We start from the raw sequence: 13,960 nt of genomic DNA, 5'->3' as shown, positions 1-13,960 counted from the left end.
GGGTTACGGAATTCCATCCCCGCAACGCCCCGCCTGCAGGTTGGCCTGTAGCGCGGGGCCGATCAGCCTGGGCTCCGGCAGGGTGGCGTCGCGTGCCTGCCGCTGCGCCACGAACGCTTCGATGTCCACCCCGTCGCGCACGTGGATATTGCTGCGCCGCTGTTCGCCGATGCTGGTCTGGTGCGCCACCGGCCGCCCGCCTGGGCCGTAGTCGTGGCAGATGAACACATGGGTGGCATCCGGCAGCGCGTACAGGCGCTGGATCGAGGCATACAGCTGCCGCGCATCGCCGCCAGGGAAGTCGCAGCGGGCAGTGCCCGCGTCGGGCATGAACAGCGAGTCGCCGGGGAACAGCGCATCGCCGATCAGGTACGCAACGCTGTCGCTGGTGTGGCCGGGTACGGCGATGACCCGCGCCTGGATGCCGCCGAGCAGGAAGCGTTCGTCATCGGCGAACAGATGATCGAACTGCGAGCCGTCGGCGCGAAAGTCCTGCGGCAACGCGTAGCGCGGTGCGAGCGTCTGCTGCACCTGGGTAATGCCGGCGCCGATGGCGACGCGTGCCTGCGGCCAATGCTGCTTGAGCCACTGCGCGGCAGACAGATGGTCGGCATGCGCATGGGTTTCCAGCAGCCACTGCAGCTGCCATCCGCGCTGCCGGATGGCATCGACGATGGTCTGCGCGGTCTGCATGCCGATGGCGCCGCTGTCCGCTGCATAGTCCAGTGCCGGGTCGATCACCGCCGCCGCGCCGGACGCCGCATCGGCCACCACATAGGTGAAGGTGTTGCTGTCGGCATGGAAGAACGCAAGCACCTCCGGCTGCATCGGTGTCTCCACGTCAGGGCGCGGCCAGTGCCGCGTTGAGCACGGCGGCCAGCCGGTCGCCGGCGATACGCAGCTGCGCTTCGGCGATCGGGCGATAGGTGGCCATGTAGCCCTCCGGCAACACATGCGACGTCGGGTATGTGCCCGGGGCGATGGCGATCTTGCAGGACGCCTGTGCCCACGCCGCTGCCGGCGGTGGCAGTACCGGCGATACCGCGGCAGCGGCCGGCAAGGCCAGCAGACGCTGCAGGTAGGCCTCGTCGCTGAGGTGGCGGTCGTTGAGCATGCCGCTATCCCACAGCGCATGCAGGTTGCTGCCCCTGCCATCGACCTGCAGCTGGAAATCGTTGCCGCCCTTGTCGTGCGCATAGCCGGTGTGCATGGGTTGATGGATGTCGCCAACGAAGTGCACCACGAACTTCAATGCCTGGCGGCGCACCTCCAGCGGCTGGCTGCGGTCGGCCAGCAGTGCGGTCTGCCGATCAAGCGCGGCAATCACGCAGTTGCCATCCGGACAGTCGCGTGGCGGCTCGTAGCCGCAGTCGTGTTCGCCCAGGTTGACGTAGTGCCACGGCCCGGAGCGCTTGCCCAGATCCGGATCGTGTTCGCGCAACTCGTCGGCCCAGCTGGCGACGCCATGCAGCGTCGGGTCCGGCTCGCCGGCCAGCAACTGCGCCACCTGCGCGCGCGCGCGCGGGTTCAGCTCGGTTTCTGCAACGCGCGCCACCAGGCGGTGGCCTTGTGCGCCCCAGGCAAAGACAGTGATTGGCTGGATCGCTGCGGTCAGCGCCGCGGCAAGGGCGAAACGGGACAGGGAAAGGATTTTCATCCCCGGATTGTACGCAAGCAGTGCGGGCGGTTATGTGGCTGCCGCCGACACCTTGCCGTCGCCTGCTGGCACGGCAGCGGCAGCGCGATCAGTAATAGACCAGGTACGAGATGCCGTAGGTCAGCGGATCAATCCGCGCCTTGCCCAGCCGCGTGCCGTTGAAGTCGACGTTGCTGCGCGAATCGGTCCAGCGCGCGTCCACACGCAAGCCGCTGCGGTCGTTGAAGATGAAATCCACACCGACGTGCGCGGTGGCGCCAACCGAGTCCCCAACGCGCAGATCGCCGTTGCCGAGCGCCGGTTCGGTGTCTTCGCCAAGCAGCATGCTGTAGTTGATGCCCACGCCCACGAACGGCGACACCGTGCCGTAGCCATTGATGTGGTACTGCAGCAGGACGCTGGGCGGCACCGACCAGTAGCTGCCAACCTTGCCGACGCCTGCCAGTTCAAGGTCGTGCCTGCCAGCGACCGCGGCGTTTACCTCGATGCCCAGGTTGTTGCGGATGAAGTATTCGTAGGTGAACGAGAGCGTCGGCGCGCCCTTGATCTTGGCGGGTGTGCCGGCGAGGGTGCCGCTGTCGGACTTCGGCGACACATAGCCTGCACCGTAGCCGGTCGTCCAATGGCCAGCCGACTGGGCAAGGGCGGGTGTGGCCGAAGCGGCCAAAGCGATGGCGAGGGCGGTGCGGATGAACATGCTCATGGGATCCCCGGTAGGTCGGACAGGCGCTCGACGCGATCGACCTGTCCGCAACTCCGGCGGTGGATGCACGTCCCTGGGCGTCAAGTGTGCCAGAGATGCACCGCGCTTGCTGCTGCCGCTCAGAATCTGTGCACGTAAGCTGCGCCGTAGACCAGCGGGTCGATATTGACCGTGCCGATGCGGGAGTCATTCAAGTGGGCATCGGTGTCGATATCGATCCAGCGCAGGTTGACGCGCAGGGCGCCGCGTTCGCTGAGCTTGAAGTCCAGGCCCGCGTGCAGGGCAAGACCCCAGGAGTCGTCCAGTTCCAGTTTGCTGCCGGCGAGGGCACCACGGGTATCGGTGCTGAAGAAGTGCGTGTAGTTGATGCCTGCACCGAGGAAGGGCGACACGCGGCCCTGGCTGTTGAAGTGGTACTGCAGCGACACTACCGGCGGCAGGTGCTTGGTGCTGCCGACGCGTCCCACTCCGCGCAGCGCGATGTCGTGCTCGAACGGCAGCGCAGCCAGAACCTCGATGCCCAGATTGTCGGCAATGAAATATTCGGCGGTGAAGGTCGGCTTGATGTCCTTGCCGACCTCCGCTTCGAGCGTACCGCCGACCAGGCGGCCATTATCGGACTTGGGAGCGACCTGGTGGGCACCGACGGCAACGGTCCAGTCGCCTTTGGATTGAGCCAGTGCGGGGACGCTGGCAACGGTGGCGGCCAGGCCGGCGAGCAGAAGGGTAAAGCGCATGCGCATGGAAGCTCTCGTTGTGTGCAGGGGATGGGCGAAGTCTTGGGGGTTTGTCCTGGCATTGCCTTGATCCTGATCAAACCAGGGGAGGGCGCCGGTGCTGCGGGTCATCACGATGCGGCTAATGCTGCAGCGGCAGCGCTGTGGTGCAGTGGCCGCAACGCCGCCTGGCGCGTACCGATTGCAAGCGTGTATCGCCTTTGGCGTCCGGCGCGTTGCCGGCGACGCCACTGGCGGGAGGGGAGGTGTCCCGGCAGTGCGGTGGGCAAGCGCGCAGGCCGTGAGCAGCGCGCTGTGCTGCAAGGGCGCTTACTTGGCCTTGGCGACCGTCGGCGCGTCCACTTCCGGCATCGCCGAGCTGTGGTGGTTGATGATCAGCCACTTGCCGTCGCGCTTTTCGTACACGAAGGTGTAGCGCGCCTGCACATCGCTCTGCTTGCCGTTCTTGTCGGTCAGGGTGAAGGTGTAGACACCGGCATCCACTGCGCTGTCGTCATCGAGCACGCGCACGGTGCGGTAATTGATCACGCCCTTGGGCTTCTTGGTCAGGAACATCTCGAAGTAGTTTTCGATCTGCGAACGCGAGGCGCGCACCTCGTTGGACACCGTCGGCAGCAGCACGCCATCGGGTGCATACAGCTCGGCCACCTTGTGCGGGTTGCCCGTGGCCAGCGCCGCGTTCCAGGTGTCGAACAGCGCGGCGACTTCGCGCGCTTCGCCATCGGCCGGCAGCGACGCCTTGTCGGTGTAGTGCATGACGCCGCCGGCCAGCGCCGGGGTGGCAGCCAGAGCCAACGTCAGAGAGAACAGGATGCGACGCATGGGGAATCTCCGTGTGATTGATGGGTGCCTCAGCAGGCAGGGTCAGTATCGAAATCCACGGGGTGCCGAAACGCTGCTGGTCGGCATATGCATGAATACGCTTTTCGGCGTAGCTTTTTTAATTATAAGTAATTGGAAAATAAAGAATATTTAAGTCGTGGATTGCAATTGGCGAGTGCGCTGGTGTTTCGATAACGGGTAAGGTTGGCAGGGGCTGCCTGGCCACAAGCCGCGCAACGGCAGGCGCAGGTCGGCCCCGGATGCCGGTGCCGATTCCGTCGGGCGAAACAGCCGAGGCGTCAGCTGGCGGCTACCAGGTGTGCGGTCAGGTGTCCGTCATCGCTCCGATCCGGCGCGATCCCCATCCCCGCCCACCGCGTGCGCGCGCACCAGCACGGCCGTACCAGAAGGACGCTGTTAGAATGACAGCCCCTTTCCATCCGCCGCGCTGTCGCGGCCGCAGGAGCTAGTGAACATGGCAATCAAGGTTGGCATCAACGGATTCGGTCGCATCGGACGCAACGTGCTGCGCTCTGCGGTGCAGAACTTCGCCAATGACATCGAGATCGTGGCCATCAATGACCTGCTGGAGCCCGACTACCTGGCCTACATGCTGCAGTACGACTCGGTGCACGGCCGCTTCAAGGCCGAGGTGTCGGTCGACGGCAACACGCTGATCGTCAACGGCAAGAAGATCCGTCTGACCCAGGAACGCGACCCGGCCAACCTCAAGTGGGATGCCGTGGGCGCCGATGTGGTGATCGAATCCACCGGCCTGTTCCTGACCAAGGAAACCGCGCAGAAGCATCTCGATGCCGGTGCCAAGAAGGTGATCCTGTCGGCCCCGTCCAAGGACGACACCCCGATGTTCGTCTACGGCGTCAACGACAAGACCTACAAGGGCGAAGCGATCGTCTCCAACGCCTCGTGCACCACCAACTGCCTGGCGCCGCTGGCCAAGGTCATCAATGACAAGTGGGGCATCAAGCGCGGCCTGATGACCACCGTGCATGCGGCCACCGCCACCCAGAAGACCGTGGACGGCCCATCCAACAAGGATTGGCGCGGCGGCCGCGGCATCCTGGAGAACATCATTCCGTCCTCCACCGGTGCGGCCAAGGCCGTGGGCGTGGTCATTCCCGAGCTCAACAAGAAGCTGACCGGCATGAGCTTCCGCGTGCCGACCTCGGACGTGTCGGTGGTCGACTTGACGGTCGAACTGGAAAAGCCGGCCACCTACGCCGAGATCTGCGCCGAAGTGAAGGCCCAGAGCGAAGGCGCCCTGAAGGGCGTGCTGGGTTACACCGAAGACAAGGTGGTAGCCACCGACTTCCGCGGCGAGACCTGCACTTCGGTGTTCGACGCCGATGCCGGCATCGCGCTGGATTCCACCTTCGTCAAGCTGGTGTCCTGGTACGACAATGAGTGGGGCTACTCCAACAAGTGCCTGGAAATGGTGCGGGTTGTGGCCAAGTAATAGACTTTTTGGCATGAAATAAAAAAGCGCCCTCGGGCGCTTTTTTATTTCCCAAGACTATCTCTGGCAGGCGCCTATTCCGCAGTGATGCGCATATCTTCGCCCTTGCCGGTGACCGCGACCCGGCTACCGACGGCCAGGCCGGAGACTTCGGCGCTCGGCTTTGTCACGACGACCTGCGACTTGTTGTCGAAACGGATCTTCAGCATGTAGTGCGAGGCGACTCCGTTGCCGATGGCCCTGTCGCCCACCTGGGTGCCGGCGTACGTGCCTGCCGCTGCTCCGGCTTCTGCGCCAACTGCGCTATTGGCCTTGAGGCCTAGAAAGCTGCCCGCAATGCCACCAAAGTTGGAGGCTGCGTTCTTGAGCCTCTTGTTGCGCTCCGGAACATTTTCCCCTTTGTTTTCGATGGGTTCCAGCGCCGCAATGGTCCCATGTCGTGCCGATTCGGCCATGGCCGGCACGACGAGCATCGGCGGTCTCAACTTGCAAGTGCAACACGTGAGTTGAATTGAGCGATCTCTTCTTCCAGCGCCTGGTTCGGCGTCTTCCAGCCAAGCGTCTGCCGTGGCCGGGCGTTCATCAGGTCGGCGACGTTGTTGAGATACTCCTGGCTCGCCTTGGACAAGTCCGCGCCTTTTGGCATGAACTGGCGCAGCAGGCCGTTGGTGTTCTCATTGCTGCCGCGCTGCCAGGGCGCATGTGGATCGGCGAACCAAAGATCGACCTGATTAGCCCCGACTCTCAGCCATGAAAATTGCTCGCTGCACGTAAAACCTGCTCTGGGCATGGTGTGGATTGCATCATGGCCGTGGCAAGTCGTGGCAGCATNAAAACCGGCTCTGGGCATGGTGTGGATTGCATCATGGCCGTGGCAAGTCGTGGCAGCATCTCGCGCAAGCGGAATCGACGATTAAAACGATAGGCCGCTTCTCCCAGGTAACGCCTTGCGTATTTGCCTTGCGCGATGGCGTGATACACGCCACTGATGGCGCGTTTGAGATTGCCCAGCACCACGTTGAGCCAACGTGCACCGGCCGTTTCGGTCGCGGCACGACCACCGCCAGTGTCCAGCGTGGTGTGCGCGTGGCCGGCGTCTTCTAGCCGGCGGAAGCAGGCCAGCCCATCGGTGTAGACCTCGCATTCGGGCGCCAAGCGACGGGCAATCCAGTCCTGCAGCGAGGTGTTGTCGAAGCTGCGCACCGGCTCGATCACCACAAAGCGCGGCGCGGTGAAGGTGGCATCGGTCTGCACCGCAATCAGGAACGCTTGTTTGTTCTCCGATCCGCGTCCGGCCTTGCCACCGTTACGCTCGCCGCCGAGATAGGCATCGTCGATCTGCACGAAACCCGCCAGTTTCCGCATGGATTCGCGCTCGGCCATAACCTGCATGATCTTGTGTTTCATCCGCCAGGCCGTCTTGTAGTTGACGCCCAGATGCCGCATCAACTCCAGCGCGGCCATGTTGGTTTTGGTCGAGGTCAGCAGGTGCAACGCCAGCATCCAGGTGCGCAGCGGCAGCTTGGTGCCTTCGAACATCGTGCCTGCAATCAGGCTGGTCTGATGCCGGCACGCGCTGCATTGGTAGTAGATCGCAGCACCCCGCTTGAAACGCGAGCGCACGCGTCCGGCACAAACAGGGCAACGAAAGCCTTGCGGCCAGCGCCACTTGTAAAGCGCGCGATAGCACTTGGCTTCGGTGCCGTAGGACGCGAAGAACTCAGGCATCGACAATCCCGCTTGGAACTGCACGGCATTGATACTCATCACGCCACCTCGTTGGCTTCAGGTGACAGCAGCATCCACCCAGCGCGGCGCAGATCCTGCGACAGGCGGCTGATGGTCAGGGCTAATCAGGNGCACGGCATTGATACTCATCACGCCACCTCGTTGGCTTCAGGTGACAGCAGCATCCACCCAGCGCGGCGCAGATCCTGCGACAGGCGGCTGATGGTCAGGGCTAATCAGGAAGGTGAAAGGCGTGCCGCTGAAGGCCAAAATGGGCGTGGTCAAGACCTATCCCACCGCGGTATGGCTGGATCGTATCGCCGCGATCAGTGGCGGCTCGCAGAACGCCGGGCGGCTGGGGCTGCGCGGCCACCTGGATGCCGCATTGGCGCAGAAAAAGGCCAATACGCCGATTACCGCCAGTTTCGTCATCTACGATCTGCCGGGCCGCGATTGCCATGCGTTGGCGTCCAACGGCGAGCTGCCGCTGACGCCGGCAGCGCTGGAGCGCTACAAGAAAGAATATATCGATGTGATTGCCGGGATCTTCGCCGATCCAAAGTACAAGGATATTCGCATCGTCAACGTGATCGAGCCGGACAGCCTGCCGAACCTGGTCACCAATTTGAATGACATGCGCTGCGCCCTGGCCAGTTCCACCGGCATTTACGAAGAGGGCATCAAGTACGCCCTCAATAAGCTGCATGCCATCCCCAATACCTACAATTATCTGGATATCGGTCACTCCGGGTGGTTGGGTTGGGACAGCAATCGCGGCCCATCGATTTCGCTGTATACCCGGGTCGTGCAGGGAACCAATTCCGGGTTGGCGAGCGTGGACGGGTTTGTCACCAATACCGCCAATACCACGCCGTTGAACGAGCCGAATCTTCCCAATCCCGAGCTGAGCATCAACGGGCAGCCGATCAAGTCGTCGAAATACTACGAATGGAATCCGTATTTCGACGAAACCGACTTTACCCAGGTGCTGTATAACGGCTTTGTCAGTGCAGGCTGGCCGAGCACGATCGGGTTTATTGTCGATACGGGCCGCAATGGCTGGGGTGGACCCAATCGCCCGATCGGTGCGTCCGGCAGCGATATCAATACCTATGTGAACTCTGGTCGTATCGACCGCCGCTTCCATCGCGGCAACTGGTGCAATCAAAAGGGTGCGGGGATCGGCGAATTGCCGACCGCGGCGCCGGGCCCGCATCTGGATGCCTATGCCTGGGTCAAGCCGCCGGGCGAATCCGACGGGTCCAGCTCCCTCATTCCGAACAATGAGGGCAAGGGCTTCGACCGGATGTGCGATCCCACCTACACTACGGCCGACGGCGTGTTGAGCGGAGCGTTCCCGGGCGCGCCTATTTCCGGCGCCTGGTTCCACAACCAGTTCGTCGAGCTGGTGAACAATGCGTACCCGGCGATTGCCACGGCCAGTGCCGCAGCCGTCGCGTCGACGACGCCACGCGTGGCACCGGATGCCACCCGTGGCCTCACCGCGATGGGCGGCGATGCCCGGGTCCGCCTCAGCTGGTCGCCGGTGGCAGGGGCGACTAGCTACACCGTGCAGCGGCGTGCCGGCAGCACGGGAACCTTCGTGACCGTCGACGCCAATGTGGCCTCTGCGTCCTACCTCGATCAGTCGGTCACCAATGGGTCCAGCTACGACTACGTGGTGAGCGCAAACGGCGTGGCAGGAACGAGCGCACCATCGGCGGTCGTGCGCGCGCGGCCAGGCAAGTGATGAGCTCGCAGGGTACCAGTACGGTGGTGCCCTGCGGCGGTGGCGGCTGGGCTGGCTGCGTGTCGGCCTGGTCGTTACCGTGTCGTTGATGCGCCATTCCATGGCGGCCACCTGGCCGCCATGGATGCGATGCAAGCGTGCGAGTACCAGCACTTGGTTCTTTGACGGCGTGTTCTGCCTGCGCAGCGCTCATCCCTGCAGCGGGATCTCAACGCGATACCACACGCGCTTGCCTGTCGACAAGCAGCGCGCTGAACTGGCGTACGCATTGCACGACCTAAGGTCGATCTTCGCCGGCGGCACCAGGCCCCGGAATCGCCCTTACCCAGCAGACGGCCCCGCCGTCGAGCCGCGCTTGACCACGGTGTACTTCATCACCTGATGCACGCCGGCGGCGGCATCGCCCTTGCGCCGTTGTCGAATGGCGTCTGCAAGCAACGACACAGCCGCCCGCCCCATTGCGGCCACCGGTTGATGCACGGTGGTGAGTTCGGGCCAGATGGTGGTGGCCACCGCGTATCGTCGAACCCGGCCACCGAGACGTCCTCGGGCACGCGTAATCCCAATCTGTGCGCAACGGCCGTGTAGGCGGCCATATCGTCGTTGCTGCAGAAGATCGCGGTCGGCGGTTGCGGGCGGGCGAGCAGGCCGAAGCGATAGTGATCTGTCGCAAGTCCCACGCCTGGCGACGGAGGATCATGGCCAGGCGGCTGAGGCTATGCAACTTGGCGTTGACGGAAGAGGCGGAGGTACTGACTTCTGGCAAGTGCCACCATTTCTGCGGGCTTTAGAGTCTCGCCTACAGATGAGCCCTGCAGATAATCGCACTGCATACTACGCATGCGTATTAGGTCTTCCTGAGTGTCGATTCCTTGGGCGATGACTTGCAGGCCCAGGGTGTGGGCAAGAGAGATCAGGTTATCGAGCATGACGTGTGTCGTCTTGAGTTCGCGTGCACGCTTGGTAATCAATGAGCCAATCGTCATGGCGCTGAACGGCGCGGATTTTGCAAGGTTCAATAACTCATGTGGTGTGCAGAGTTTATCGACGATGCAGTCGATGCCATTTGCGCGCAAATGCGCCACCGCAGCTTCCATGGTCCTTTGTTCGTCATGATCTGAAAGGTCGATCTTGAATGCGATCTGCCTGCAGGAAATGCCATCTTGCTGAATGCGTTTTATGAGGCTGTCAGCCCATTCGAGCGACGTGATGTGTCTGCCGGAAATGTTAATTATCAGTTGGAATGCACCGTAGCCGTCGATCTCTCGCATGATGCCGGCAGCTGAATTAAGCATGATATTGGTTAGTTTAGCTTCGAGATCGTGATCTTCCAGAATTTTAAAGAAATATTTATCTTTACGATCAATGTCGCTAAGTAATAGGTGTGGCCATTGCACCTTCATCTCGGCGCCAGCAAGTAAGCCCGAATCTGCGAAACGATATGGCTGGCATTTGATGGCTATGTCGCCAGCACGATGCGCGAGAAGGTCGCTCAGTTCGTTGAGTGCCGGAAAGTTGCTGTTTTTAACTTCAGAAGAGTGGTGACTCGTCTGTAGCATCAGATCGGCTATTTCGAAGGCCTGGACTGGATCATAAGAGAATTCAATCCTGATGCAGCGCCTGGTTCGTTCATTGCAGTATTTGCGAATCGAGTCTTTTATCTTTTGCTCTAAGATGCCGACAAAGAGGATGTTCCCTACAAAGTTGGTCTCTGCGATCATGTCCAAGAGCTGTGTTGGCGCTACGTCAAGAAACTGGGTTGATATAATTAAAAGATCGTATCGTTTATAGCCAAGTGCCGTCTTCAGGCTCGATCCCGAGTTGGCCACGACGACTGAGCATATGCCAAGGTTGTGTAGCGTTTCCCTGATGTGGCGGGTCTGCTGTTCGCTGCTGGATGCAATGAGGATATGGTCGAATCGAAGCAATTTATACTACTCCCGGCGGCATTGGTTTAGTAGTAAGGAGAGAGAGGAGGCTCAGTGGCGTTGATTATCAAGCACGTCATCTTCACTGCGAATCAGGGCTTGCTGAATTCCCCATGGGCCGATGCCTAAAAATTGCTCAAGAAGCACAGCTGGCGGTCTCAACTTGCAAGTGCAACACGTGAGTTGAATTGAGCGATCTCTTCTTCCAGCGCCTGGTTCGGCGTCTTCCAGCCAAGCGTCTGCCGTGGCCGGGCGTTCANGCCCGAATATGGCGCTCGGCGGCATCACACCAGCGATGAAGTTGGCGATGGCCGCTTAGCTCCACTTCTGGCGACCGCTAGAAGTGGGGGGATTACCTTGGCCAACGCCTTCAACGCGGCTGGCCGCCCACGGCGGTAGACCTTGGGCGCGCGCACGTAGTTGGCCTGCAGCACCTCGAACACGGTCACGCCCAGCGCCAGCGGTTCCCCGCGCTGGCCGGTCAAGGAGTAACGGACGGAGACAGCCATCCCAGCAATGCGGATCCGGTCCGTGCTACCTAGTCGTTGGCTTGAACCCGCCACCTTTCGTTGGCTTGATTACGAGGAGAACTGATGATGTCCATGTCAATGCGTCAATGTGCTGCCTGCGTTGTGCTGCTCGGAAGTTGCATCTCGCTCGCCCAGGCAGCGCCAACCTGCAACAACCCGGTAGGCGAATGGAAAAACCAGCTGGGTTCCACACTCACGATCACCGCCGTACAGACCTCCGGTCAGCTCTCGGGTACGTACATCTCGCCTTCCGGCACCACTGGTTCGGTGTATCCGCTGGTTGGCTGGTTTGCCAACCCGGTTGCTGGGTCGACGGCATCGAGCAAACTGCCCGCCATCACTTTTTCGGTGCAGTGGGGCAACTACGGCAGCATGACTGCCTGGACCGGTACCTGTGATGCGTCTGGCGGCGTGCCGGCCATCACCACAGTCTGGCACTTGGTACGGACCGGCTCCCAGTATTCGTGGGACCACATGCTGACCAACAGCGATGTTTTCGTCCCCAAATGACAGGGGGGGTCTTCCGCACATGGGGCTAGCTAGCCTGGAGCCTGAATCGCTTGTTGATGTTTGCGTCATTTGTAGTTGACGGGAGCGTCAGGAGTGGCCAAGATAGCGCCACTGCCCTTGAGCAGTTACAGGCTCTCCCGACCCGGTGTATAGGGGGAGCTGGCCACCTTCTAAAGAAGGTCCCACCCAGAGTGGGGTTAAGAGACTCCGGCCCGCACTACCATGCTGTTAACAAAAAGCCTGCTCACGCGGGCTTTTTGCTGTCTGCTCACTTTGTGTTGACCAAGACGTCTATCAGCTTTGTAGCAGCCGAGCGCGCAATTTGCTCGTCCATGTCTAGACGGACATAAGCGCTTTCAACAACGAGCAACAAGAAATTTCGTCTGCGCGACACGCGAAACCAAATGGAGTAATGCCCTTCGGGTGTGACGCGCTTCACGGCGAAATGATTGTGATGCCGTGTTGGATAGACATTGCGTTGATCTAGGGCGGCGATTAATCGCGGCAACTCCTTACTGTCTTCGTAGCGTTTCGGGCAGAACACCCTGAGGTCGTCTTCGCGCTCGGCCCAGGTGTAAAGATGATCCAGGTTGTAGTCCGGAACCTTGGCGACGCCGTTGCTAAAGCAATGGTGGGAATATTCAACGCGCACCCTGAAATCCCGGGCGGCCCTTCCCGGATGCCCAGGTGCTGGGGGCCGCGCCGGCGCGTGGAATGAAACGAATACGGGATGAAGGTGTTTTAGCGTGTAACGAACACGATCCTGGACATGGTCTGCCCATACTCTGGTTGTGCTGCGGGTCGGCATTGCTGGGACATCTCATAAAACGGAAAAATCCTACGTGAAGCCATGCTCATCGTCGCGTGGCCTGGACTGGCTCCCAGCATACAGCCCGCTGAATCCTCGGCTGAGGACGGAGGATGTCGAAGGCCGCTACTCGCTCAGCGTTCCGGTATTTCGGCGGTTCCGGCTTACAACCCCAATATGGTCAATTCGCATGCCCTTGAGCGCAGTGAGCGGCCCACACACGCTTGACGGTAGTGACACTCGCGCCTGCCAGGCGCGCAGTGTTGGCGATGGTCTCCCCACGACCGCGCAACGCGACGATGCGAGCGTGTATGGCCTGATCGGCCGGGCGGCCACAGTACTTGCCGCTGGCCTTGGCCAACTCGATGCCCTGGCGTTGCCGCTCGCGTCGATCTTCGTAATCGTCGCGAGCTATCTGCAGGGCGATGCGTAACAACATGTCCTGCATAGATTCGAGTACGACCTTGGCAACGCCTTTCGCTTCTGCAGCGACGTCTGATAGGTCCACGACACCCGGCACTGCCAAACGCGCTCCCTTGGCGCGGATCGAGGCAACCAGACGCTCGGCGTCGGCCAGCGGCAAGCGGCTGATGCGGTCGATCTTCTCTGCGATGACCACTTCGCCCGGCTGCAGGTCTTCGATCATGCGCAACAACTCAGGACGATCCGGACGCGCGCCGGATGCTGTCTCGCGATAGACGCCGGCGACGTAGTAGCCCGCCGCTTTTGCTTCCTTGATGATCCGCTCCTGCCGTTCCAGATCCTGGCCATCGGTGCTCACCCGCATGTAAAGCCGGGCGACCAAATAGAACGGCGCAGCCTGCAGAGTGCGTCCCTTCGCCATCAGTTCGTTTCGCTCCGCACAATCGGTTCAACATCCGGGACCAACAGGTCCGGCCATACCTGCCAACGCAGTTCAGGTCTCAGCTGCCAGGGCTCAGTCTGCTTCGCGACTACAACCATCCCAGGGGTGCCCGCCGGAACATCAAGCCGCACGAGTCCAGAAAGGCCGCCCTGCTCCCGCCAGAGTCCGGGCAGAACCTGGGGCACCGATTCCTCCTGCTTGCCTTGCTTCGTCATAGGCCCTCCATAGATCATTTGGGTATACCTAAACGTACCATCAATTTTACGGGTGGCCCAATATTTTTTTATGGACTTAAACGGACCACCTAAAATGGGCCAGCCTAAATGGACCATTCATCCGATAGGGAGGTCTCCGGGGCGGCGCTGCGCGCCGGCCGTGGACAAGCCGGGGACGGCCTGGCGGCGGCGCCATCAAAAGCGGGTTTGCAGGGCAGGGGGAGGGCGGC

The 13,960-nt window shown here is 61.5% G+C and carries 13 protein-coding genes and 3 pseudogenes; 3 read left to right on the top strand and 13 right to left on the bottom strand.

Annotation, left to right across the window (positions count from 1 at the left end; translation table 11 throughout):
• Window positions 1-3 precede the first annotated feature (3 nt).
• The 5 genes from XCSCFBP4642_RS0114905 to XCSCFBP4642_RS0114885 form a co-directional block, all read right to left on the bottom strand.
• Entirely contained in the window at window positions 4-828 is an 825-nt protein-coding gene (locus XCSCFBP4642_RS0114905; protein ID WP_029220497.1) for an MBL fold metallo-hydrolase, read from the bottom strand.
• 13 nt (window positions 829-841) lie between these two features.
• A complete protein-coding gene (locus XCSCFBP4642_RS0114900) occupies window positions 842-1,678 on the bottom strand; it encodes a S1/P1 nuclease (protein WP_425480197.1) in 837 nt (278 codons plus the stop codon).
• Window positions 1,679-1,745: 67 nt separating this feature from the next.
• Window positions 1,746-2,360, bottom strand: a complete 615-nt coding sequence (locus XCSCFBP4642_RS0114895; RefSeq protein WP_029220495.1) for an OmpW/AlkL family protein — start codon at window positions 2,358-2,360, stop codon at window positions 1,746-1,748.
• A 119-nt stretch (window positions 2,361-2,479) separates the two neighbouring features.
• Window positions 2,480-3,103 (bottom strand): OmpW/AlkL family protein, encoded by a 624-nt coding sequence (locus tag XCSCFBP4642_RS0114890; RefSeq protein WP_029220494.1) that lies wholly within the window; start codon window positions 3,101-3,103, stop codon window positions 2,480-2,482.
• Window positions 3,104-3,406: 303 nt separating this feature from the next.
• The gene (locus tag XCSCFBP4642_RS0114885; protein ID WP_029220493.1) at window positions 3,407-3,919 is read right to left on the bottom strand and encodes an SgcJ/EcaC family oxidoreductase; all 513 of its coding nucleotides are present in this window, start codon (window positions 3,917-3,919) and stop codon (window positions 3,407-3,409) included.
• A 475-nt stretch (window positions 3,920-4,394) separates the two neighbouring features.
• Between XCSCFBP4642_RS0114885 and gap the strand changes: the two genes are divergently transcribed.
• The gene (gene gap / locus XCSCFBP4642_RS0114880) at window positions 4,395-5,396 is read left to right on the top strand and encodes a type I glyceraldehyde-3-phosphate dehydrogenase (protein ID WP_029220492.1); all 1,002 of its coding nucleotides are present in this window, start codon (window positions 4,395-4,397) and stop codon (window positions 5,394-5,396) included.
• A 74-nt stretch (window positions 5,397-5,470) separates the two neighbouring features.
• On the opposite strand, the gene XCSCFBP4642_RS0114875 is transcribed toward gap, so the two are convergent.
• The 3 genes and pseudogenes from XCSCFBP4642_RS0114875 to XCSCFBP4642_RS0114865 form a co-directional block, all read right to left on the bottom strand.
• Entirely contained in the window at window positions 5,471-5,869 is a 399-nt protein-coding gene (locus XCSCFBP4642_RS0114875) for a hypothetical protein (RefSeq protein WP_029220491.1), read from the bottom strand.
• An 8-nt stretch (window positions 5,870-5,877) separates the two neighbouring features.
• Window positions 5,878-6,123 (bottom strand): annotated as a pseudogene (locus tag XCSCFBP4642_RS28675) (IS30 family transposase); the annotation flags it as partial.
• Between the two features lie 17 nt (window positions 6,124-6,140).
• Window positions 6,141-7,163 carry an IS1595 family transposase gene (locus XCSCFBP4642_RS0114865; protein WP_029218604.1) on the bottom strand — a complete coding sequence of 341 codons (1,023 nt, stop codon included), beginning with the start codon at window positions 7,161-7,163 and terminating at the stop codon, window positions 6,141-6,143.
• A gap of 196 nt (window positions 7,164-7,359) precedes the next feature.
• Here XCSCFBP4642_RS0114865 and XCSCFBP4642_RS0114860 point away from each other — a divergent pair.
• Window positions 7,360-8,874 (top strand): annotated as a pseudogene (locus XCSCFBP4642_RS0114860) (glycoside hydrolase family 6 protein); the annotation flags it as partial.
• A 321-nt stretch (window positions 8,875-9,195) separates the two neighbouring features.
• Here the strand turns inward: XCSCFBP4642_RS0114860 and XCSCFBP4642_RS27230 are convergent.
• The 3 genes and pseudogenes from XCSCFBP4642_RS27230 to XCSCFBP4642_RS24935 form a co-directional block, all read right to left on the bottom strand.
• Window positions 9,196-9,521: pseudogene (locus XCSCFBP4642_RS27230) on the bottom strand (substrate-binding domain-containing protein); the annotation flags it as partial.
• Window positions 9,522-9,590: 69 nt separating this feature from the next.
• On the bottom strand, window positions 9,591-10,802 hold the full coding sequence (locus XCSCFBP4642_RS0114850; protein WP_029220487.1) for an EAL domain-containing protein: 1,212 nt from the start codon (window positions 10,800-10,802) through the stop codon (window positions 9,591-9,593).
• 284 nt (window positions 10,803-11,086) lie between these two features.
• Complete coding sequence (locus tag XCSCFBP4642_RS24935; RefSeq protein WP_033898409.1) at window positions 11,087-11,311, bottom strand: hypothetical protein; 225 nt, start codon at window positions 11,309-11,311, stop codon at window positions 11,087-11,089.
• An 84-nt stretch (window positions 11,312-11,395) separates the two neighbouring features.
• Between XCSCFBP4642_RS24935 and XCSCFBP4642_RS0114845 the strand changes: the two genes are divergently transcribed.
• A complete protein-coding gene (locus tag XCSCFBP4642_RS0114845; RefSeq protein ID WP_029220486.1) occupies window positions 11,396-11,842 on the top strand; it encodes an avidin/streptavidin family protein in 447 nt (148 codons plus the stop codon).
• Window positions 11,843-12,110: 268 nt separating this feature from the next.
• Here XCSCFBP4642_RS0114845 and XCSCFBP4642_RS0114840 read toward each other — a convergent pair whose 3' ends face one another.
• Window positions 12,111-12,494 carry a hypothetical protein gene (locus XCSCFBP4642_RS0114840; RefSeq protein ID WP_029220485.1) on the bottom strand — a complete coding sequence of 128 codons (384 nt, stop codon included), beginning with the start codon at window positions 12,492-12,494 and terminating at the stop codon, window positions 12,111-12,113.
• A 337-nt stretch (window positions 12,495-12,831) separates the two neighbouring features.
• Complete coding sequence (locus tag XCSCFBP4642_RS0114835; protein WP_029220484.1) at window positions 12,832-13,494, bottom strand: recombinase family protein; 663 nt, start codon at window positions 13,492-13,494, stop codon at window positions 12,832-12,834.
• Window positions 13,495-13,960 lie beyond the last annotated feature (466 nt).

This window comes from Xanthomonas cassavae CFBP 4642, from assembly GCF_000454545.1.
In the GTDB taxonomy this organism is placed as follows: domain Bacteria; phylum Pseudomonadota; class Gammaproteobacteria; order Xanthomonadales; family Xanthomonadaceae; genus Xanthomonas; species Xanthomonas cassavae.
The sequence above is the reverse complement of the archived record's forward strand: the minus strand, read 5'-3'. Positions and strand labels throughout refer to the sequence as shown.